The organism is Sphingobium cupriresistens LL01 (genome assembly GCF_001046645.1).
Taxonomy (GTDB): Bacteria; Pseudomonadota; Alphaproteobacteria; order Sphingomonadales; family Sphingomonadaceae; genus Sphingobium; species Sphingobium cupriresistens.
On record NZ_KQ130440.1, the window covers coordinates 32,149 to 53,293 of the forward strand.

At 59.3% G+C, this 21,145-nt stretch carries 25 protein-coding genes and 1 pseudogene; 6 read left to right on the plus strand and 20 right to left on the minus strand.

Annotation, left to right across the window (positions count from 1 at the left end; translation table 11 throughout):
* Positions 1 to 143 precede the first annotated feature (143 nt).
* On the plus strand, positions 144 to 947 hold the full coding sequence (locus tag V473_RS21465; RefSeq protein WP_234422446.1) for a DUF1259 domain-containing protein: 804 nt from the start codon (positions 144 to 146) through the stop codon (positions 945 to 947).
* A 74-nt stretch (positions 948 to 1,021) separates the two neighbouring features.
* Entirely contained in the window at positions 1,022 to 1,504 is a 483-nt protein-coding gene (locus tag V473_RS21470) for a DUF4142 domain-containing protein (RefSeq protein ID WP_062734594.1), read from the plus strand.
* Positions 1,505 to 1,560: 56 nt separating this feature from the next.
* Here V473_RS21470 and dmeF read toward each other — a convergent pair.
* The 18 genes and pseudogenes from dmeF to V473_RS21555 form a co-directional block, all read right to left on the minus strand.
* Positions 1,561 to 2,492 (minus strand): annotated as a pseudogene (gene dmeF / locus V473_RS21475) (CDF family Co(II)/Ni(II) efflux transporter DmeF).
* A gap of 8 nt (positions 2,493 to 2,500) precedes the next feature.
* Positions 2,501 to 2,773 (minus strand): metal/formaldehyde-sensitive transcriptional repressor, encoded by a 273-nt coding sequence (locus V473_RS21480; protein ID WP_066609287.1) that lies wholly within the window; start codon positions 2,771 to 2,773, stop codon positions 2,501 to 2,503.
* Positions 2,774 to 3,009: 236 nt separating this feature from the next.
* Positions 3,010 to 3,363, minus strand: coding sequence for a hypothetical protein (locus tag V473_RS23760; RefSeq protein WP_148648494.1), 354 nt, complete (start codon positions 3,361 to 3,363; stop codon positions 3,010 to 3,012).
* A gap of 2 nt (positions 3,364 to 3,365) precedes the next feature.
* A complete protein-coding gene (locus V473_RS23765; RefSeq protein WP_148648495.1) occupies positions 3,366 to 3,758 on the minus strand; it encodes a hypothetical protein in 393 nt (130 codons plus the stop codon).
* Positions 3,758 to 5,713, minus strand: coding sequence for a type IV secretory system conjugative DNA transfer family protein (locus V473_RS21490; protein ID WP_066609289.1), 1,956 nt, complete (start codon positions 5,711 to 5,713; stop codon positions 3,758 to 3,760). The genes V473_RS23765 and V473_RS21490 overlap by 1 nt, the downstream gene beginning before the upstream one ends.
* An 11-nt stretch (positions 5,714 to 5,724) precedes the next feature.
* Positions 5,725 to 6,720 (minus strand): P-type DNA transfer ATPase VirB11, encoded by a 996-nt coding sequence (gene virB11, locus V473_RS21495; RefSeq protein ID WP_066609290.1) that lies wholly within the window; start codon positions 6,718 to 6,720, stop codon positions 5,725 to 5,727.
* A complete protein-coding gene (gene virB10, locus V473_RS21500; RefSeq protein ID WP_066609291.1) occupies positions 6,720 to 8,009 on the minus strand; it encodes a type IV secretion system protein VirB10 in 1,290 nt (429 codons plus the stop codon). Before virB10 ends, virB11 begins: the two co-directional genes overlap by 1 nt.
* A complete protein-coding gene (virB9, locus tag V473_RS21505) occupies positions 8,006 to 8,875 on the minus strand; it encodes a P-type conjugative transfer protein VirB9 (RefSeq protein WP_066609292.1) in 870 nt (289 codons plus the stop codon). Before virB9 ends, virB10 begins: the two co-directional genes overlap by 4 nt.
* Positions 8,872 to 9,561 (minus strand): VirB8 family type IV secretion system protein, encoded by a 690-nt coding sequence (locus V473_RS21510; RefSeq protein WP_066609293.1) that lies wholly within the window; start codon positions 9,559 to 9,561, stop codon positions 8,872 to 8,874. The genes virB9 and V473_RS21510 overlap by 4 nt, the downstream gene beginning before the upstream one ends.
* A gap of 385 nt (positions 9,562 to 9,946) precedes the next feature.
* Positions 9,947 to 10,990, minus strand: a complete 1,044-nt coding sequence (locus V473_RS21515) for a type IV secretion system protein (protein ID WP_066609294.1) — start codon at positions 10,988 to 10,990, stop codon at positions 9,947 to 9,949.
* Between the two features lie 3 nt (positions 10,991 to 10,993).
* Positions 10,994 to 11,266, minus strand: a complete 273-nt coding sequence (locus V473_RS21520) for an EexN family lipoprotein (protein ID WP_066609295.1) — start codon at positions 11,264 to 11,266, stop codon at positions 10,994 to 10,996.
* 20 nt (positions 11,267 to 11,286) lie between these two features.
* Positions 11,287 to 11,997: a type IV secretion system protein gene (locus V473_RS21525; RefSeq protein ID WP_066609296.1), complete on the minus strand. Its 711-nt coding sequence runs from the start codon at positions 11,995 to 11,997 to the stop codon at positions 11,287 to 11,289.
* 1 nt (position 11,998) lies between these two features.
* Positions 11,999 to 14,383, minus strand: coding sequence for a VirB4 family type IV secretion/conjugal transfer ATPase (locus V473_RS21530; protein WP_244884596.1), 2,385 nt, complete (start codon positions 14,381 to 14,383; stop codon positions 11,999 to 12,001).
* Positions 14,376 to 14,714, minus strand: a complete 339-nt coding sequence (locus tag V473_RS21535; protein ID WP_066609298.1) for a VirB3 family type IV secretion system protein — start codon at positions 14,712 to 14,714, stop codon at positions 14,376 to 14,378. The genes V473_RS21530 and V473_RS21535 overlap by 8 nt, the downstream gene beginning before the upstream one ends.
* Before the next feature lie 30 nt (positions 14,715 to 14,744).
* Entirely contained in the window at positions 14,745 to 14,912 is a 168-nt protein-coding gene (locus tag V473_RS24220) for a hypothetical protein (protein ID WP_169793976.1), read from the minus strand.
* 98 nt (positions 14,913 to 15,010) lie between these two features.
* Complete coding sequence (locus V473_RS21545) at positions 15,011 to 15,325, minus strand: TrbC/VirB2 family protein (RefSeq protein WP_066609300.1); 315 nt, start codon at positions 15,323 to 15,325, stop codon at positions 15,011 to 15,013.
* Positions 15,325 to 15,570 (minus strand): TrbC/VirB2 family protein, encoded by a 246-nt coding sequence (locus tag V473_RS21550; RefSeq protein ID WP_148648497.1) that lies wholly within the window; start codon positions 15,568 to 15,570, stop codon positions 15,325 to 15,327. The genes V473_RS21545 and V473_RS21550 overlap by 1 nt, the downstream gene beginning before the upstream one ends.
* 5 nt (positions 15,571 to 15,575) lie before the next feature.
* Complete coding sequence (locus V473_RS21555) at positions 15,576 to 16,580, minus strand: lytic transglycosylase domain-containing protein (RefSeq protein ID WP_082679278.1); 1,005 nt, start codon at positions 16,578 to 16,580, stop codon at positions 15,576 to 15,578.
* Between the two features lie 300 nt (positions 16,581 to 16,880).
* Between V473_RS21555 and V473_RS21560 the strand changes: the two genes are divergently transcribed.
* A complete protein-coding gene (locus V473_RS21560; RefSeq protein WP_066609303.1) occupies positions 16,881 to 17,366 on the plus strand; it encodes a helix-turn-helix domain-containing protein in 486 nt (161 codons plus the stop codon).
* On the opposite strand, the gene V473_RS21565 is transcribed toward V473_RS21560, so the two are convergent.
* Both V473_RS21565 and V473_RS21570 read right to left on the minus strand, forming a co-directional pair.
* A complete protein-coding gene (locus V473_RS21565) occupies positions 17,361 to 17,603 on the minus strand; it encodes a hypothetical protein (protein ID WP_066609304.1) in 243 nt (80 codons plus the stop codon). The two genes, V473_RS21560 and V473_RS21565, sit on opposite strands and share 6 nt — an antisense overlap.
* Before the next feature lie 81 nt (positions 17,604 to 17,684).
* Entirely contained in the window at positions 17,685 to 17,939 is a 255-nt protein-coding gene (locus tag V473_RS21570) for a helix-turn-helix domain-containing protein (protein ID WP_066609305.1), read from the minus strand.
* A 111-nt stretch (positions 17,940 to 18,050) separates the two neighbouring features.
* On the opposite strand from V473_RS21570, the gene V473_RS21575 reads away from it, so the two are divergent.
* The 3 genes from V473_RS21575 to V473_RS21585 all read left to right on the plus strand — a co-directional run bounded on the left by V473_RS21575 (position 18,051) and on the right by V473_RS21585 (position 21,103).
* Positions 18,051 to 18,509: a hypothetical protein gene (locus V473_RS21575; RefSeq protein ID WP_244884597.1), complete on the plus strand. Its 459-nt coding sequence runs from the start codon at positions 18,051 to 18,053 to the stop codon at positions 18,507 to 18,509.
* A 243-nt stretch (positions 18,510 to 18,752) separates the two neighbouring features.
* Entirely contained in the window at positions 18,753 to 19,658 is a 906-nt protein-coding gene (locus V473_RS21580) for a replication initiator protein A (protein WP_082679279.1), read from the plus strand.
* Positions 19,659 to 20,074: 416 nt separating this feature from the next.
* Complete coding sequence (locus tag V473_RS21585; protein WP_244884598.1) at positions 20,075 to 21,103, plus strand: helix-turn-helix domain-containing protein; 1,029 nt, start codon at positions 20,075 to 20,077, stop codon at positions 21,101 to 21,103.
* Positions 21,104 to 21,145: the final 42 nt, after the last annotated feature.

Here is a 21,145-nt window from a genome sequence, read left to right on the forward strand (position 1 = left end):
ATGCGGCCCGCCAGTCGAATCCAAGGAGAAAAGCATTGCGTCACTTGTTGCTACCGCTTGCCGCCCTGCTCGCTGGACCGGCAGTCGCCCAGACCGCTCCGCAAACGGCCCCAGCTCAGGCGAACAGCAACAGGTGGGCAACAGTGGACGAAAATCTTGGCCGGGGCGGCACGACGCAGCCGGACGGGGTCCGCCGTTATGCGTTTCCTCGCTCCGATCTGAACGTCCAGCTCGACGGCGTGGCGATCAAGCCCGCGCTGGCGCTCGGCTCCTGGCTCGCCTTCATGCCGATGGGCGAAGAGGCCATGGTCATGGGCGATCTCGTGTTGACGCACGACGAGGTGAACCCTGTCATGAGCAAGCTGCTCACGAGTGGCTTCACGGTGACGGCGCTCCATAACCATTTGCTCCGTTCCTCACCGGCGACGATGTACCTGCATGTCGGCGGGCACGGCGATCCGGGAGAGATGGCCAAGAACCTGCGGTCCGCGCTTGCCGAGAGTCGGACACCGATGACCGCGCCTGCCAAGGCCGCGGATTCCAAACTCGACTTCGACACCGCCGCGATCGACGGGATCATGGGCGGCAAGGGCAAGCCCAACGGAGGCGTCTACCAGTTCGGTTTTCCCCGAGCTGAAAAGCTGAGCGACAGCGGAATGCCTGCACCCGCCTCAATGGGCACGGCAACGGCGCTCAACTTTCAGCCGACCGGCGGAGGAAAGGCGGCCATTACGGGCGATTTCGTGCTGACCGCCGCCGAAGTCGATCCGGTGCTTCGTGCACTACGGTCAAATGGGATCGAGGTGACCGCACTCCACAACCATATGCTGGACGATCAGCCGCGGCTCTTCTTCATGCACTTCTGGGCAAACGATGACGCGCGTAAGCTGGCACGCGGGCTTCGCGCCGCGCTGGACAAGACCAACATCGTCCGCCCTGCGGGCTGAACATTTTAAGGCCGTAGTAAGTCAGGAGCAGATCAATGAGGACGTTATCAGGCGTATTTCTATGCGCGCTATCCATGGCGAGCTTTGCGATGCCGTTCTCGCCGTCCCTCGCTCAGGCCGGGATCAGCACGAACCCGGCACCGTTGGAAACCACGGGCTATTCGAGCGCCGTGGAAGCATTGAGCAAGTACGAGGTCGACTCCAGTCAGCTCGCGCTGACCCGCTCGAAGAGCCAGGCTACGCGAGCCTTCGCGCAACAGATGGTCCACCATCATAGCCGAGTGAAGTCAGACCAGAAGATCGTTGGCCGCTCCGACACCGGAAGCGCGCTGGACGCCCCCTTGTCTCAGATGCTGGACACGTTGCAGAACACGCCGAGCGTTGAGTTCAACGCGGCCTACAAACGCGGGCAAATCGCCGCGCACGAGGAAGCGCTGAAGGTTCATGGCGCCTACGCGGCGCAGGGTAGCGATCTTGCTGAACGGGCAAAGGCTCAAGCGGCCATGCCCGTGATCCAGAAGCACCTCGGTGCAGCACGCGATCTACCGGAAGCCTGAGGTAATCGATGATGGCGTCATGATTTGTCGGTTATGGTGTTGGTGAAGCACGCTGCCTATCGGCACTCGACCGTGAGATGCACTATTTCGTGGACTGGCATCAGGCGGGCGCGGATCGCGTCGCCGTCTATGTCTTGCCCGCATACGACACTGACGATCGCGGCGTGCGCTTCCGGGCCGACCCGCCAGACGTGAAGGTCTGCAATCCGGGCATCCCCCGGTGCCTCGACCAGCTCGCGCACTTCATCGGCAACGTGATTGTCGGTCGCGTCGAGTAGCACCGAGGCTGTGTCGCGCATCAGTGTCCACGACCATCGCGCGATCACAACCGCGCCGACGATGCCCATCACTGGGTCCATCCATATCCAGCCAAGATAGCGCCCGGCCAATAGCGCCGCGATGGCAAGGACGGAGGTGAGTGCGTCGGCGAGGACGTGGACATAGGCCGAGCGCATGTTGTTATCGCCACCATGCGTGCCGTGAGCATGGCCGTGATCGTGTCCATGATGATGATCGTGCCCGTGGTGATGCCCACCCGAGAGCAGGAAGGCGCTGGCTATGTTCACGCCCAGGCCGACGACGGCGATGATCGTTGCTTCGCCGAAGGCGACCGTAATCGGCTGAAACAGGGCAGGACGGATTCCACCGCGATCCCGAGCGCGATCAGCCCGAGCACCATCGCCGAGGCGAACCCGGCCAGATCGCCGACTTTGCCCGTGCCGAAGCTATAGGCGAGATTATGGGCGTGCCGTTTGGCATAGGCGTAGGCAGCAGCCGTGACGCCGAGCGCACCCGCGTGTGTCGCCATATGAAACCCGTCCGCGAGTAGCGCCATCGAGCCGGTCAGGTATCCGGCGACAATCTCGACCACCATCATTCCGGCTGTGAGTGCAACCACCCAGAGCGTGCGCCGGGCGTTTTCGTCATGCGAGGAGCCGAGGAAAACGTGATCGTGAGTGTGGCCCTTGATCGCGGGGAGCGTTGCCATAGATGTCCCTATTTGGAGTAGCGGCGGATCGCGGCGATGAGCTGCTCCGCCCCAGCGGCGCGATCGTCGTCGGATAGATCAGGCCGGGCGACATGCTCGCGAACGTGCGATTCAATAATCGCGTCCATGAGGCCGTTCATCGCGCCTCGCGTCGCCGCAACCAGGTGAAGAGTGGTAGCGCAATCCTTCTCTGAAATCAGCGCTCGCTCGATCGCGGTGACTTGCCCGGCGATGCGCCGGACGCGTTTCAGAAGGGCGTCATCAGTATGCAAGTGAGACATAGCTTACCCCCCTACCCTATATGTGAAAGATTAGGCAATGCGGTGTCAAAATCGGTCGCTTGTGACACACCGGCATCCGGCCTTCACACGCACGCGGCTTTGCGAAGGTCAGAACCCGCGTCACAATATCGGCTGCGGGGATCGACAAACCAGCTCGATCACGACCGCTATATGGTTGCCGAACAGACCAATTCGGGGCTACCGTGAATCAGTGTCCGAGTAATGCACAGAGGCCGCTAAGGTTCTTCAAACGAGCCTTGGCGTAAATAGATGAGCCGTGGTTTGGCGCTTATGCCGGGGTCGTTACACCAACCCTCCACATGCTCGCATCCCAATGCAGTGTGCAATTGATCCATCATCTTTCGCCAATTTGGATCGGTGTCACGGACCATAACAACCCTTTCACTGTCGATGCCGACACACGCGACCACTACGGGTTTGAAGCCGAAGGAAACCCGGCCAACCGTCACTTCATCAATCGCCGTCCATGGCTCGCACCATTGCTCATTGCCGTTGCTCAGCACGATCCCTTTCGTCTCCGCGCTGATGATACGGAGCGGTCCTGAATCGGCATGGTCAGTCGGTCGCATGACTATCGTTCGAGATCTTTTGAGGTCTTATCAGCAGCCGTGCGGTGCTGGTCGCGCGTTTCGTCCCGGCGCTGTTCGACCTCTCGAACACGAGGCGTCCGAATTTCCCCGCCGCGTTCCATCGTTTGAGCAACGGCTTCCCGTGCCGCAACCTTCATCCTCGCCGCCTCTGGCGTGGCCTGGCCGTACTTCTTATCAATGGCCGCATCCATTGCGGCTACCTGTTTGGCGGCAGGATTCAGGCGCTTGTCGTCCAATCGCTCCGCTTGCGACATTTGCCTGAAATCGGATGCAACACGCCGATCGCGGTCCTCTCGCGCGGCATCGCGTGACCCATCCAACCTATCAGCAGGCTTGCCGGATGATGCAGCCCTTTCGGTTCTATCGTCGGCCATTATCCCTTAGCTCCTTTCAGAAATGATAGTGCGTCGTTGTCGCCCTCTTCTTCGGCAGGATCGGCGGACCCGACCTGATCGAAGTTCATGCCCGTGAGATCGGCCCGCAATCCCAGCGCCACAAAGAACGCTGTCGCTTTATGCGGATCGCCATCATCGGGAAGTTCATCAATTGGGAAGCCGACCAGGCGCCCGTAATCGACGCCCTGCAATGCTTCCTCGTCCGTCATTTCGGGGGATTCTGCCCGTTCGATCAGGGCGAGCGAACGGCGCGCTATGGAAGGATCGAGAGGCCGCGGCCGAACGGGTGGCGGCGGGACCTTCGACGCTTGCAGCATCCACTTGTCTTTATAATAGCGGATCTTCCCGCCCTTGAGCGGAGGGATACCGGCGCGCAGGACAATCACCTCTTCCTGAGACAGTAGCAGCAGCTCTTGCGGCAGCATCAGGGGCCGGCGCTGATCGGAGGTCGATACAGACCCCTCAAACGCATCCCACACCCGCTTGGATCGGGATTTTGCCTCATATGTGTAATTGCCGAGGCGTTCGGATACCTCCTTCGCCACATCGACGTGCTTTGGCGTAAAGACCAACTCGACGCCGCAGTTCTGGACGATTTCGCTGGTCACGTCAGGCCCGTACACGTCGCGGAGCTGGCCGCGTGCCTGAATGACCGGCACAAGGCGAATGCCGTAGCCGGCGACGTAGGAGAAGCCCGAGGCGATCACGCTCGCGCGGCCGAGACGAGCAAACTCGTCCAAAAGGAGCAGCAGCTTGAGGGGGTGCCTGCCCTTCTCCGGATCGGGCAGCTCGCGCACGTTCAGGTCAATGAGTTGCTGGAACAGCAGATTATACACGTCCGCCATGCGTTCCATGTTGTCCGGCGACACCCCGAGATAGAGCGAAATCGGCTTCGTCCGGAAATCTCTCAGGTCAAAATCGGATTCCGACGTTGCGGCGTCCACATATGGGTTGATCCAAAGATTGATCTTGGCCGAAACGGATTGCCGAATGCCGGTAAAGGTATTGGCCGAGCTGGAAATCCAGTCGTTCAGGGCCGAAATGCAGGCTTCCGACAGGGGGTCGCCCATGGCCTGGCGTTCCTTGATGATCTTGGGAAACCGCTCCTTCGCATCGCCCGCGCTGAAATTGCGGTATATCTCCCCCATCGTGAAAGGGAGATCCGGTGTTGCTGCGATATAGGCCGACACGCCGAGAAACGCGGTGCGCGCGCTGTCCATCCAGAAGCTTTCGCCGTTGGCGGGCGGCGGCCAAAGCATCGCTGCGATCTTTTGCAGCTCGTCAATGACTTCTACCGGATCGGTGCGCTTGATATGCGCGAAGGGATTATAGCGCGCTGTGCGGCCTTGTGGATCGAGCGGATCAAAAAGGAGAACCTGATGGCCGAGGCTTTTGCGCCAACCCGCAGACTTCTCCCAATTCTCCTGCTTCACATCGAGGACGACAACAGAGTCCGCCCAGGTCAGCAGATTGGGAATAACGACGCCTACGCCTTTACCGGCGCGCGTCGGAGCTTCCAGCAAGACATGCTCAGTGCCGCTAAACTGGATGAAATCGCCACCCCGCCCGAATAGCGACTGGAAGAAGGTTTTTGGGCTGCGCCCGAGCAGCAACCCTTCATTGGGGTCCATCAAGCCCGCCTCGCGAGCCTCGTTCCTGTTGGCCCAGCGCGCAGCGCCGTGAAGGGATTGCTTATGGTTGAGGAACACCATGAAGGCGACCAGCGCGCCAGCGGCGGCTACACCGCCCGTCCCCTTGGCGAGCCATCCCATGACGGCGGGATTATGGCGGTAGAACCAGAAATATTCGGGCATTTTGAAAATGTTCAGATCGGTCCTGAACTGCCCCAAGCCTATGATCGCTACCAAGCCGCCCAAGGTCAGGACTGTGATGGCGCCGATTAGTACGTAACCGATCAGTTTCCGTCGCTCCATGAGCCACCCTCCTACATGCCGGTCAAATCCGGCTCGAAATAGATTTCAGTGACGCGAAAGCGGCCATCGACCTTTTTGCATTGGACAACGACATCAACGAGCAGGTGCAGCAGATCGAGAATGTCTTTGCGTTCGAGGTCGCGACCGCCTTCCGATTCCTTCACCAGCAGCGACAATTGCTCGAAGGCCAGCGCTGCGGAATCAGCGTGAACGGTCGTGATCGAACCGGGATGGCCGCTGTTGACGTTTCGCAGATAGAAGAACGCGGTCCCGTCGCGCAGCTCTTGCAGCAAGATACGGTCTGGCCGCATTCGCAGGCTCGCTTCTAGGAGGTGCTTTGCGCCGACCTGGGCTTGGCCTTGCCCATCCTTGGAATAGATCATGTGCACCGCATTGCGGTGCGGCACGATCAATTCGCGCGTATCCTCGATAGTCAGCAATCGCTCTTCGGACGGGATAAGCTGGATCAGCGCCTTGGAAAGCGTAGTCTTACCGGACCCGGTTGCGCCGGAGATCAGGATATTCTTGCGGGTTTTGACGGCAAGTTCGAGGAACCCTGCCCATTCCTGCTTTTCCTTGAGCGCCACCAGTTCAGCGTCGGCCGCCGTGGACCTGCCCCGAGCTATCTTCGTATGCTCGAACAGGCCCCCGGCATGAAGCTCACCCAAGCCGAACGTCTTGACCGAGGGCTTGCGGATCGTGATCGAATAATTGCCGAGGTCGCAGGCAGGGGGTGCGACAATCTGGACGCGCTCGCCAGTCGGCAAACTGGTGGAGCATATCGGCGTTTGCGGCCCGACCTTTTGCTTTGTGTAGTTCGCCATCGAGTTCGACAGTGTTTCAAGCCATTGAACGGACAGTCGCTCTTCCGTCACCCACTCCCAGCCCTTGCGCCCCTCGATGCCGACTTCACCGGGCTTGTTGATGACGAGTTCCGTAACCGCGTCGGCATCGAGCAACGCGCGCAGCGGCTCAAGGTGATGAGTGAGAATGGCTTGATCGAACATCATCGGCGCAACCTCAAAGAGTAGACGCTGCTGAAATCCACGTCCCGCGCGACCATGATTGTCATTTCCTTGCCTTGAGGAGCGCGAAGGCGTGGACGGATGCGTTGCGAGTCCTGCGCTGCGATGCCCGCCGCAGCATTTGGCGCAGCGATCGTCTGTTCGACGCCCGACACGCTATTGCCGAGAGCGTTGCCGGCGTCCCCGACGATCGACAGCAGCAGCGCGCCGCCGAAGCGCTTCCAGAAGAAGGTTTCCACCTGGCCGCCCATACCGGCGCGGCCGAGCTGATCGGCCGCAGGCGAACCCAGCGTGACCGACACACCCGCAGGCGTGATGGCCCGGTTCCACAGGACGAAAATGCGGTTTTGCCCGGTCGAGAACCCACCCTGATACTCACCCAGGACGCGCGTTCCCTTCTCCATCAGGATCACACTGCCGTTAGCCGACCAAATATCTTGTGGGATCAGGCAGCTCGTCAAACCGGGCTGGGTCGAATCCATCGCAGTTTGGAGGACGCACGGAATCTGCATTCCTGCTGTGATGAGGAAATTGCGGTTGCCAAGCTGACCGGCTGACACTTTGGCTATGTCCATCCCGTTCAGTTTCTGAGCCAGTTCATTCGGGGCTTTGGCTCCGGCCTCGTCATCGCCAGATCCTCCAACGCGCAAATTGCTGAAAGGCCCTGCATTGGGGTTGCCGCCAATACCCGGAACGCCAGCGGCGGGGGAAACCGCCATGATCGGCGCACGGCGCATAGCGTCCTGACGCGCTCGCTCGCGCTCGATCGCGGCGAGACGCGCCTGTTCGGCCTTCTCCAAACGCTCTGCTACCGGATCGCGGGGACCACCCTGCACCGCAGGGACCGCCGCACCGGACAAATCCTGGCCGGGAGCCATGATCGGGTTGCCGAATGGATCAGTCCCCACCTGTGCGAGCTTGTTAGGATCGGTCTGACCCACAACAACCGAGGCGGCCTGGCGCGCCGATTTCTCGGCCGACACGTCATCCCCGAGCTGGAACGTGCTATCATCCCGCTTTGGCTGGCCCTTGTCGCTTTGTGAGGCCATTGAGAAAACAATGAACCCGACGAACGCGGCGCCGCAGGCCACGGCTACGCCTGTGCCCTTGCCCATGGACTGCAACCGTCCGCGAGGATTGAACGCCTTGCGATCGACCTCCGGGGTTGTGCTGTTAGCTTCATTGAGCGCTTCCGCATTCACGTCCGTCTCGTCGTAAGTCGGACGCTGGCGAGGCGCGCCATGATCGGCGCTGTTTTCAATCTCACTCATCGGGGGCTGCTCCCGTCCAATTTGCGTTGCACTTCGGGCGATGCCGTTCCCGATGAATTGTCCGGCCCATATCGGTCATAGGCATTGTTCCAGATGCACGCGATCGACAGGCCACGACGCAGCCGGAATTGCTTTGCGACCTGATGAATCACGACAAATTCGCCGCGAACGTCATAGGGTACGACCGCTTCCGATCCGTCAGGGCTGACCGTGAAGATGGCGGGGAGCTGTTGGTTGCGCGGGAACCGCAGGATCGTGAATTGCCCGTTGTCGGTCACTTCCGACGGGGCGAGATCCGATGAACCCGCAATCGAATAGTCAAGGTTGCGCTTCCCTTGGACCGCAGCCGCATCCAGCGCGACCCTGACCCCGCCAGCTTCGACCATGAGCATTTGCATCTGCAACCGCTGCATATCGGCATTCTGGCGAGCCGCCGCTTCCTGTTCAGGATAGCGGAAACGCACGACGAATTGGGCATCGGTGCCGGTTGCTATGTCCCCGCTGCGCGCAGACAGAGCAAAGGTATAGGTACGAACCACCCCAGCTTTGCGCGTTACGACGATCAGATTTGTCGGTGGCGCTTTCTCGCGAGGCTTGATGAAAAGGATATTATCAGCCGGGGCGACTTCCCAACTTACGGTATCGCCTAGCGCGACACTCGAAATCGTCTCCCCGTCCCCGAAAACAATCTGCGATGCAGCACGGAAAACGCCTTTGATCCGCACGACTTCATCAATGTTGTAATTGATATATCGGATGCGGGTATCTTGCTGGCCCGAGCGAGGAATTTCCTCAGCAAAGGCGGGGTTGGTGATGATCGCGGCGACCAGCGCCCCGCTCATGAGGACATTGCGAAGCGCGTTCATCGGCCAATCTCCGGATCGGCGCGGTAGCTGACCACTTGGAAGCCCAGCGGGTTGTCGAGCCTGCCAGCTTCGGTTGTCGGCTTATCCACGTACTTGAAGTTGATCGTGGCAATCCATTGCACCTGTTCGTCAGGGACGTTCCCCGGCTTCGCCACGGACTTGACGAAACGGACCTGCGCCACGCGGTTGTTGATGAAAGTGATGTTGCGGACGGCGGCAGCGACCAGTTCGCCGCCCTGGTACACGTTGACCGGGGCATTGGGGTTGGTCGCGCGGCGGGTGCCTGCAAACTTCTCCTGCTCTTGCGGCACCGACAGGGCCAGCACCTTACGCTCTGTGTCGCGCGAGGATGAGGGGTTCCAAGACTCCCGGTTGCGAACGTAATCGGACAGGAAGTATTTGTTGACCGCTTCGTCGGCGGTGATGTTGCGCGTATTGGTCAGCCGCGTCACCACGTCGATGGCGCCGGTCTGGCGATCGACGCGGATCACATAGGGTTCCACCGATCGCAGCGGTGCCGCAACGTGCCATGCCAACATGGAGAGGCCGAAGATGACCCCGCCAGCGCCCACCATATAAGCAATGCGCTTTTGCTTGTTCGCCTCGCGAACGCGATCAAAATCCCAATTCTTCGCATCCGCGAAATACTGGTCCAGATCGCTCTTTTTCTTGACGCCCAGGGCCATCGTCAGCAGCTCCTATATGCGAGTTGAGGGGATGCCGGCGCTTGCATCATGGAGAGCGGTTGGCCCGGCGCGGGCTGGTCAGGTGCGGGCGGTGGCGCGGGCACCACTGCGCCGTCAGGGCCATCGGCTTTCCCAGCATCGCCCTCTTTGGGGAACACCATCACATCGCCTTGAGGCGCTGTGCTGACCACCGGGGCGGAGAGGACCGATCCATAGGGATTTGCGGGGCGCGCGTCCGACCGACTGCACGTTGAAGGGGGATTGCGACTCTCCGAAGTCGTCGCACAGGCGACAACACCGCAGCTTGCGACCCCGACACAGAGAATCCTTCCCCAGCGGCGCGCAACCAGCGCACCGTGATTATTCAACCACATTGCCATTACTCCTACCTGTTGCCGGGGCGGGACGATGCACCGGGCATCGAAGTGCGACCCGAAGATGCTTGAGCCTGTTGAACGAATGCGGCCCGGTTGGCGGTCTGCCTGTTGAGCGACCAGCGGGCCGTGTTGCCGACCGCGTTCGCTGCGCCCTTCGGCGCGCGAAGGGTCGAGTTCATGATTTTGCGTTGGAGCATTGACGGGTAGATCGCGGACAGGAAGCCCGCGCCAGATGATCCGCCGCCGCCCGCAAATGAACCGATGGACTGCGCCTGCATGATGATGAAGCCGCCGACCAATACCGCGACAAGTTGCAGCATCATCGCCGCCAGCGCCGTCCACGTATCGCCACCAGCGCCAGCGCCAACAGAACCGGGGATCGCGTTCACCAGCGCCACCACGAAAAGCAGCGCGATCGAGACTGCCGCCGTTTGAATGGCGTAGTTCAGCACCGCACCGAGCCAGCTAAAGAACAGGCCCGAGGATGACGGGAAAATCAGAGCGCCGACAAAGATCGGCATTGTGGCGATCGTCACGAAAAGGCCGAACTTAATGAACAGGACGATTGTCATGGCGATAGCCGCGATGATGTAGGCCATCACCATAATGAGAATGACCATCAAGCCGGTCGCAAGGTTCGGGATCGTGTACGGGAAGAATGTGCTTGGCTCGATCCAAGGTTCCATCTGGTTATGGATCGAAAGCGCAGGCTCGACGGCGTTTTTAACGAACGCATCGAACGTCGCATTGAGCGCACCACCGCCCAATGCGTTCGCGAGCTGGTCCGGAGCTTGTTGGGCTGCTGCTGCAATTTGCGGCGCGATCGTGGACGTCGCCGCCAAGATCACGAGGTAGCATTTGAGCCAGGTGCCGAGATAATTGCCGAATGGCTCATTGGACACCCCGCGCATGACGGCGAAGCCGACGATCACCAGATTGATTGCCATAGCGGTTTGCAGTGGCGCCGACACCAACCCCATCACGGCAGCGTACTTGCCGGAAAGGGTGCCGGTAATCTGGCCTTCAAGCATGTTATAGATCGCGTCGAGCATGACCTATTTCCCGTTCCAGGTCGGCCAGATCGAACCATTCTTGAGGTTCTTTTCCGTCCGCGCGCGCTCACGCTTGAATTGCTCTTCGGCATTGCGCTTGATGGCTACAGCGGCGTTCCCGCAGTTGACTCCCGCGTCACCATTGCTTTGGCAACGCGCGGTCTTTTCCCGCGCCTCGTCCAGATGCTTCAAATAGTAATCGACGGACTTTTCCGCCTCACCGCAGGCGGCCAGCGGAAGCGCCGCAGCCGCAAGTATTGCAAAGCACTTCCGCATGGCCCGATCCTCCATTTTACTTAGTTGCCGTTCCACGTCGGCCACAGCGCGCCGCTGTCGATGTTTTCCTGCGTCTTGCGCTGTTGATTGGCGAAGTCCGCAGAGGACTTCACCGCCAGCGCACCGCGCGCAGCCTGTTCCGCCGCTTGCATCTGCAAGAGCCGGTTATTGATCGCGGCGTTTTCGATGTTCGCTCGCGCTGCAATGTCCTGCGATTGACGCGCCGTTGTTGCGGACGCGAGGCCGGTGCTCAGCTCCTTAAGGCCGTCACCGCTCGCCGTGGTGGCTTCCAGCATATATTCGCCATAGGCTTGATCGCGCGCGCCTCGCGTGGCTGCGCCGTTCAAGATGCCCTCGGCATCGCCAAAGTCGCCACTCAGTCCGGAAAGCGAAAAATCGCTGGTATCCATGATCCCCTTGGCGCGGTTGCCGAGCGCGCCCAGGTCAGCCAGATCGCCAGAGATCAGATTGATTGAATCCTGCATTCCGTCCGGCAAGGCCGTCTGCAAAATCTGCGCTTTCAGCGATTGAGCGACATTGGAGATTTGCGAAAGGCTGTTCATCGTGTTGTAGAGTTTCTTTGCCTCTTCCAACTGATTGAGCGTGTTTTTGGCCGTTTGCAGGGCTTGCGCGATCGACTTAACATCAACGACCGCCAATTGGGCATGGGCCGATCCGGACATGCCACCGAGCGACAAAGCCAGTGCTGCGAAGGTGAGAATTTTCTTCATATCAGGCACTCCATTCCTTCTTGCCAACTGAACGCCAGCGGCGCTTGAACTCGGGCAACCAAACATCGGGATCATCCCCGAACTCGGCCCGCAGCTCGTCAAGCAACTGGACCGTCCCTTGGCGGCCCGAGAGCACCGCCAATTCGTCAGCCATGCCGTTAAGGTCCAATTCGACCACAACGGAATCATGACCCTGTTTGATGAGGAAGCGCCGACTTTCCGGCGATAGATCGACCTTGATAAGCCGGAACTCGGCTTCGGTCAGATTGAGGCCGTCGATGTAGTCGCGGGCCTGCGCATTCGGGTTAGGCAGAAGGATTTTCGTTGGGCATTGCTCGATGATGGTTTCGGCAATGTCCGAGCGCAGAGCGTCAGCCGGTGACTGCGTTCCGAACATCATCATGGCGTTGCGCTTACGATAGGTTTTCAGACCATCACGGGCGAAATGCCGAAATGCTGGATCGCCCAAGGCTTTCCAGAACTCGTCAATGTCGATGATGACCGGGTTCCCGTCCACGATGTCATCAAGCCTGTGGAACAGGTAGCTCATGAGCGGCGGACGGATCGCGTTGTTTTCGAGAAAGTCCGTCATGTCGAAGCCCATAAGGCGGGCATCGAGCCGCAACGTGTCCTCGTCATTATCGAAAACCCAGCCAAATTCGCCAGATTTGGTCCACCGTTCCAAACGTGCGCCAATGCCTTCCACGCTGGTTTGGTCGAGCTGCGACCGTATCGCCGCGAGGGACCGAAGTTCTTGCGGCAGTCGGGCCACGGCATCGAGCGCCTGATTGATCTGGTAAAGCTCCGGGGGCGTCAGCTCGCCATTGTCAGGGGTGACGAGCTGACGCAGCCACGATGCAAGGAACTCACGGTTGCGGGGGCTGTGATCGAGCGCCTTAAGCGGCGCGAAGCCCGATGGCTGGCCGTTCTTGAGAGCAAGATAGGTGCCGCCCGAAGCGCGGACGAAAATCTCCGCGCCGCGATCCTTGTCGATGAAGGCCATGCGCGCGCCGGTTTTTTCAGCCTGCGACAGAAAGAAATTCTGGATGACGGTTTTACCGCCGCCAGATGGTCCGAGAATGAGGGTGTGACCTACATCGCCAAAATGGAAGTTGAAGAAATAGGGCGAATTGGCCGTTGTCTTGAGCAGGGCAATTGCATTGCCCCAATGGTTTCCTGTCGGCTGACCGAGCGGATAGGTATGGATCGGCGCCAGTGCCCCAAAGTTGCGTGATGTGAGGGCCGCAGGCCGCGTCCTCCATGCGAAGTTGCCCGGCAGCATAGACCAGTAGGCCGCTTCCAGAGCCAAATCCTCGCGCGCCGCGACAATGCCGCTTTCAGAGAGCGCCGCACGGGCAACGCTCATGTTTTCCGCGAGCTTTTTCGGCGTTTCGCCAAAGACCGACAGTGCCAGATGATGCTCGCCAAGGACGAAGCGATTGGACTGCAAATCGTCCATGGCTTCATCCAGTTGGGATTGCTGGCTGAACGCCACGTCATCGGTGGCACTCAGTTGCGCGCGCTTCCGCCGCGCCGTCTCCATACCCATCTGCTTGCCGAGGAAGGCGAAGCCCTGGCCCAGCACAAACTCAAATTTCGATTCTAACAGCGCGTTGAGCTGGCCGGGGAACGTGCGTGCAGCATGTTCGCGCACCGCCAAAATGCCGCCGTACCGCGAACCTCCCGGCTCCCGAACCTCGAACAGTTCCTGTCCGAAGATGACCCGATCCGAGTAAACCGCACGGCCCAAATGGCCGCGCACCAACGGCACCCGCCGCTTGTCGGCGGTCATAATCCGCTGCATCAATTCCATAGGCTCGCTGAATTGCAGGCCATTGAACTCGTACACGCCCAATATGCGCGGATTGACGCGGCCGAGCAGCTTATCCACGTCACGCAGAATGTCGGTGAACGTCTCGATAATATCCTCTTCGGCTTCCGCAGCGCTGGCCTTGGAGAACATTGAGAATACCGATGACGCGGCCTTGTCGGCTGCGCCCACCGCTGGCCGGTAGAGGACGGTCAGATAATGCTCGTTGACGAACATACGCTTGGCGAGGACGCGATTGCGATAGGCGGCGTCGAGATCGCGCGCGAAGGCTGACCGGAACTCCCCTTCGGGATAGCCGCTGTCGATACGCCGGATCGTGTTGACCATGACCGCGACCCGCTCATGTGCGATAGTGCGCCAAGCGGTATTCAGCTTCTCGTGCCAATCGTTGATGGTGGACACATCAGCCGTCTCGAACGCGATCCCGTCGAGCGCGAAAACGGCCATATATTCGCCGTTGTCGAGCGCGACGATGTTGTCATTCACATGGCGCGCGTAGGGCAGATACAGCGACGGGTCGCGCTCCAGCTTGATAGGGGGCTTGCGCTTAAACACGATCAAATCCTTTCCGCTTCACGCCCTTGACCGGCAGCGGCGAATAGCTGGACCCGCCCCAAACCGACTTGTTCGGCGCGGGCGCTTTCGTGCGACCGAAAAGGAAGATGATCTTGAACATATTATAGTCGGCACGGACGATGAGCCGGGCTGCGCCCAGGAGCGCGCCACCAATTGCCAGCGCCCAAATCGGGTTGCCCACGACCATGAGCGTGAACACCGATGCCATTCCGATCGCCAGCGTTGCCTCAACAGGGACGCCGAACCACAGCGTCGGACGTGTCAGGGCCAGGAACAGCGGATCTTCGGTTAGATATTCTGGCTCAGACACCCGGAACCTCTCTTTTGCCGCCGTGCGGCTTCATGTCAGCAAAGCAACGATGGCCGGGGCACACAGCAGCACGATTAGGCCAGCAGCCCACAACGCGAGCGACTGGCGATCACCGTGACCGGCCATGAAGAAATACCCGGCGATGACGAGCGCGAGCGTCCCGACGGCAGCGCCAGCGGCCATCATCTTGGTTGCCATGGAAGAGGCTTGGGCAGAGGCGGAGGCGACTTGCGCCGCCCCCGGAACCGACCAAGCCACCCCAGCAAGGGTCGCCGCAGAGAGACGAACCCTGCGCATCACGTTCCCGAAATGGTATCGACGAGCCAACCGGCACCGAAAACGATGAAGCAGCCGACGATGATCGAGCCGAGCAGCCCCTTATTGCCAGCGCCGAAGAAGAACATGATGCCTGCGATGACCAGCGCGATTGCGGCCAGACCCTTTGCGATAGGCCCGGTCAGCAAATTGAGGATGGAGTCGACCATGGACGCCACCTCTGTCTGGTTTGCGGCCTGCGCCCATGCGGGAACAGGCAGCATCGAGAGGACGGCACCGGCGAGCGCGTAGTTGGTCGACCACCGCCCTTTGATGTTGGAAACGAGCTTTTTCATCAGAAGAAACCTCCACTTGCTACGATTGCGATGCCCACGCAGAAAGTAATGAACACGATAAGCGTCCCTCTTCCTGTCATGATGAGAATGCCCAGCCAAATTACGCCAAGCATTATTGCCGGTCCTACGAGAGCTTTTAATTCGTTGAGGACCGTTGTTGCTATCCCGTTCACATCAGCATGAGCGGGAGTTGCAACGAGGCCGAGCACAAGCACGACCGACAATCTCTTGATGATCTTCTGCAAGATGCTCACAGGCCCCCCTCCACCGAACCGGAGGACTGGCGTTGCCGCCAACTGGCCTGTGCGAAAACGTCCCACGCGGGGGGCGGGCTTGCGCCCTCCGCACCGTCGCGCGTCTCGGAATTGAGTGAAGCGGACACCTGATAAGCGCCTGCCACCGCCTGTTGAGGCTGATATGTCGCCACCGCCCAAGGCGCTTGAGCATCGCTAGGCCGTTCGAGGGGAGAGCCTGTGTCCGTCCCCCAAGCGACGTGCCAATGATCCGAATGCTTCGGATTACCTGGCCCAAGCAATTCTACGATCCGAACACCATTGGCCGCCATCACGGCGCGAATTTGATCGCGGGTAATCGCGCCAACGCCGCCACGCGGAACGAAATCGACCGCACGACCGACCTTGTGATAGCTATGGACGGCGCCATAGGTCGCGTTGATCGGGCGCAGCGTATCGGTGATCCTGCCGCCGAATGCCGATAGCAACAGGTTCCCAACCGTGTCCGGCGACACCGAGCCATAGGAGACTTGCACCACCGCAGGCCGCAGCGCAGACGTGCGACCAGTCGCCGCCGCATAGACCTTCCGGACATATCCGTTGAATAAGCCCTTGGCTCGCGAGCCGGTATTATACTCGCTCAGGGCGGCGCGGAGGGGGTCAGCGTGCCCTGCCACACGAGCGCGGCTGTAATTGTCAGCAAGAAGCGCCGCGCCTGCCCGCAGGTTTGTGCAGGGGTCGAAAACCGTCTCGGATGTCACACCGAGGCGCGCAAAATTCGCGCTGTTGATTTGCATGAGGCCAGCGTCAAAGTTGGCCCCTTTGCGGAGTAGGCCCCGTGCTGTGGCGCTTGCATCGGCTTCGTTGGCCGGTTGGCGTTGGAGCGAGCCACCCGAATTGACGCCGATCCGATAGGGATCGCCCTCAGACTCTACCTGGATAATTGCCGTCATCGTTGCAGGCGCGACATTGGCCGCGCATGATTGCAGTAACGCCGCCAAAACCGTAGCATCTAAAGGCATTCAGAGCACCTTTTCGGAGAGTCCGGTTTCTCTGGTACACATATCCGACACTACCGACAACACGCTTTCGGCTTGTGGGATTCCGCGATGCGATGAACGGTTGATCGTCTTTTTGGCCAGAGCTGAACCCGAACGCGCTTGATGGAGGCGCCACCTATGGCTTAGCTCTGCCTCCATATTTCGGCTGAATGTTGTTCAGCTTCACCTACGAGCCAAAGCGGAACCGCATTGCCAAAGACGATCCTATTTCTGTCGGAAACGGCTCATTCTCCATCCATTTCGGAGCAGAAGGCTCTCTGCATGGAGGACAGTGATCTAGTCGCGAACGACGCGCGGATGGATCTCAATGATTTGCCGAACAAGCTCGCGCAGGGCGGCATGCCGCTAGAAAGCGGCGACAGGATCAAAATCTATGATTTCACCTGTCTGCCCATGCACCCACAGAACCTTCTTCGTTTCATGCGGCAAATGCTGAAAAAGGGGGTCAGCATCCAGTTCGCCGCCCCTGGGATCGTTATCAAACCCGAGGAAGGCAACGACCTATTCAAGCTGGTCACAGGCCTCGACAACCACTGGCGCCTCACCCACGGCGTCAGAACTCGCCCGACCGATTCAAAGCCGGGACGCAAGCCCAAGCTGACCGAGGATCAGCTTCCCGCCATCAGGCGCATGCTTGACGATAGCGGCGCAACGGTGAGCAGCGTTGCGAAGGATTTAGGCGTCGGCCGCACCACATTATTCGATTTTTTGCAGCGGCATCGGGATTCCGAAGCAGTGACTTCATGAGTCACCGAGCAATACAGATGGCGAAATTCCGAGGCCGAGGGCTAATCCTGCGATTTCACGGAGCGTAATCTCCTTCGCCTTGCCATCCATTATGGAATGAAGCCGCTCAACATCAATGGCACTGGCTAGCGCGAGTTGGGCGAGGGATAGTCCCATTTTCTTGCATCCGCTTGCAGTTTGATTGGCGATGGTCTGAGTTAGACTTAAACCCTCGTCCCTATTGTTCAGCATGGTCATCGTCTCTGCTGCCGTTGAGAGGCCTATAACCCTAACCCTGCCTCTCCCGCCATGTCCAGCTAACAATAATCATTATCAGAACTACTTCTTCTTTATCGTATCGCTCAGAAGCTCAATAACGCTGCACTCCAGCCCTTTTGCCAGATGTTCGATGACCTCCAGCGTCGGATTCGCCTTACCGTGCTCGATATACGATAAGTGGGATGCGGCGATGCCGCTTCGTTCAGACAATTCGGCCTGCGAAATCTTGAGTTTCGCTCGGCGCGAGCGACAGTTTTCCCCTAGCCGTGTGGCTAGTTCCGACGCCGCTTGGTCTAGTTTTAGGTATTGCGGCATTGCGACCCCGTTATCCTTTGCTGGTAGTTAATCATACGTTTTGGACACATATAACGCCGAGGCAGGGAACGATACACTATCTCTGATTAACTACCCGTGGGGCGGCCAAATTTGACAACCGCCCGCATTCGCAATAGCCAAGGCACCATGGGCCAACCCGCCGCACAGGATCGCGTCTTAACACCCGCCGCTTGTATGAGACGCAAGCGGCAGGCGCTCTATGATGCTGACTTTGTTCAGTGCAAGTTGCAAATCCCAAACAGCTTTGCCGAGCACTTAAAGGGGCTGAAAGCCCGCCATAAGATGCGCGGCTTGGACCATGTGGTTTCTGCGATGATTAGAAAAGCTATTATTGCTTACTCTGCGGCTGAGCTGGTTCCACCACCGCCGCCAGAGGATCACATGAACATGAAGCAGATCGCCGTGCATATTCCGCGCGAGCATCATGCCTTCCTTGAAGCCATCGCACATCGAAATCGTGGCATCCCGCTTGGAGCCGCGCTTGAAACTGTTGGTGCCTACGTCAAGGATTTGACGCCGGCACCCGTGCAATTGCCACTGATTGAATAAGGGTATGCGGTTAGCCGATAAATCAAGTCCGGCACGAGGCCCGGCATTGAGGTGGCAATCAGGTGTGTTGGGCGAAGCGAATGAGTTTATCCGCGAAAGCACGAATCCATGCTCATTGGACAGCCACAACGATAGCCCCTCCACTGGTTCGCCATGCATCCTCGTGCTTTCCCGGATCAATCCGCGACGCTGGATTCGTGCTTTTGCGGATCAATGCAAGGTGGGCAATGATGGAAAGGCGTCATGGGCGCCATGATGGGGACAAGGCCGATGCCACAAAACCAAGCTGACCTTTTCTCGCTCGATAGCCCTCTCATGAGTGAGGTGCGTGGCGAGCGATCCTTGATGGCGTTCCCGTTCTTCGCGCTCAGCAAAGGCAAATGGACAAAAACGCTCTCTTACAAAACCGATACAGTCTCCATCGAGATCGTGCCGACGGCAAAGGGCGTTGCGACGATCTATGACAAGGAGATCGTACTTTATATCGCAAGTCTCATGGTCGCAAAGCTTGAGGCTGGAGAAGAAGTCTCCCAAGACTTCTATTTCACGGCCCATGATTTGTTTTGTGTCACAGGCAATAATCCATCAGCGCGGTCCTATACTCGCCTCTCACAGGCGCTGGAACGGCTACAGGGTACGCAGATAAAGACCGACATCGAAGCTGGCGGCGAAGGCGAAGAGGGCTATTTCTCGTGGTTGTCCGAGGCAAAGCTATATTACACCAAGAATGGCGAACGCCCTGGGGTAAAGCGGCTCAAGGCGGTCAGGGTCCGGTTATGCGATTGGCTCTTCCGAGCTATCCTGCGCGATAGGCAGGTGCTGGACTATGCGCCCGCTTATTTCAGGCTTGGGCCAGTCGAGCGCCGTCTATATGAAATAGCTCGATCCGCATGCGTCGATGGACCATATGAATTGAGCTTGGACGATTTGCGTCTCCAACTTGGCTATCAAAACTCCCTTGCCCATTTTCGCCATGCTTTGAAGGCGATATTGGAAGCCGATGCTATTCCAGACTACCGGGTAATACTGTTTGATGCTCCGCCTAGCGGCGCAAAATTACCGCCTCGACCCGGCAGAAAGACCGGATACTGTCAGGTCTTGATCGAACCGAAAGCAATGAAGCTCGTCGGCTCGTCCGCGCTTGCTTGATTCGGTTAGGGCGTGGGGTAATGGCGCCATTGATCCGCGAAAGCACGAAGCCGATCCGCCCATTGATCCGCGAAAGCACGAATCCTGAGGCATTTAATCCGGGATAGCACGAACGAATTTTGGCTTTGATCCGAGATAGCACGAACCGCTAGCGCTTCCGCCACGGGCTTAAATTCTGCAAATTCGCATGGTCGGCAATTCGCCGACGATGACCGAGCAGGAAGCCGCTGTGACCACATAAACGAATGCCCGGCACGAAGGCCGGGCACCCTGGAACATTATGAGCGATGCTTGGCGGCATCGACCGGGTCCATACATACCCTTCTCATACCTGTTCCTGAGCTTCGGTTCAAGGGAGCGCGCTTCGCGCCATGCTCTAGTTTTGCCTGCGAACGGTCTTCCACCTGGGAGGACGAATGATGTTTCTTGCCTTGGAAACAAGCCTTGCTGACGTGCCGACAGGCGCAGTCGCGGAGCTGCGCGCTTTCGGCATTGTTGACGCGGACATTGCCGCAGCGTTCGAGCTTCAACAGAAGCAACGATCATGCGGCGTGCCCGTTCTACCCCTGGCCGTCATCTGCGGCGTGCGTCCGCTCGAACGCGGCATAAAGACCGGTCTTAGTCACACCGCCTCGCGCCTCATCGGCACCAAACCCCGCGTTCGGACAAGTAGGGGTGGTACGCACGTCACAGGGCGGCCCGTATGGGCGAACAGCGTCAGGACCGGCGATGCGGCCGAGGCCGAATTTGTCCGGCCCGTCTCATTCGATCAACTCAAAGAGCTTCGCCGCGCCATCCATCTGATGTTCGAGCGCGCGCGAGATCTAGCCGCCGAGGCAAGGCAGGGTGGCGAGCTGACGCCCGAACAACATAAGCTGACACTCTTCACCCGGTCTTGCCGAGATATGCTCCTCAAGATCGTGGACGAACTGCGCTATCGCAAAGGCTGGTGCGTGCCCTCTTATGAGACGCTCATGCGCTGGACGCGGCTTGGCCGACGCACCGTGAAATACTCGCTCGACCGGCTGCGCGAGTTGGGCTTACTCGAATGGATCAGACGGTACGACTACACCCGCGACAGCCAGCACGGGGCGCGATCCGAACAGACCTCCAATCTCTACCGCTGCCATGTCCCTCAGTGGATCGGTAAGATGATCGGGCTTTTTTCCCCCGTCCCCGAGGATGAGACGCAGCGCCGGGCTGACAGCTTGGAGCAACACGCGGATATGCTCGCATCGGTCGGGGCGATCGAGCGCCGCCGCCTTATGCCCGACGACCCAGCCCAGCGGGCGGCACTGATCCTGGCCGCCGAGCGCTCTGCTGCCCGGCAAGCCTCAGATGCGTATCCCCGTGGGTGCAATAACGGCACTGCTCCTCATACAGTTTTATATTCTATCTCTACGGAGAAGCGGAGTTGCCCTAGTCGGGCAACGATTCAGCCCTGACGGGCATCGAGGCGGCACGGTAACGGCTTCGCTTTCACCCTC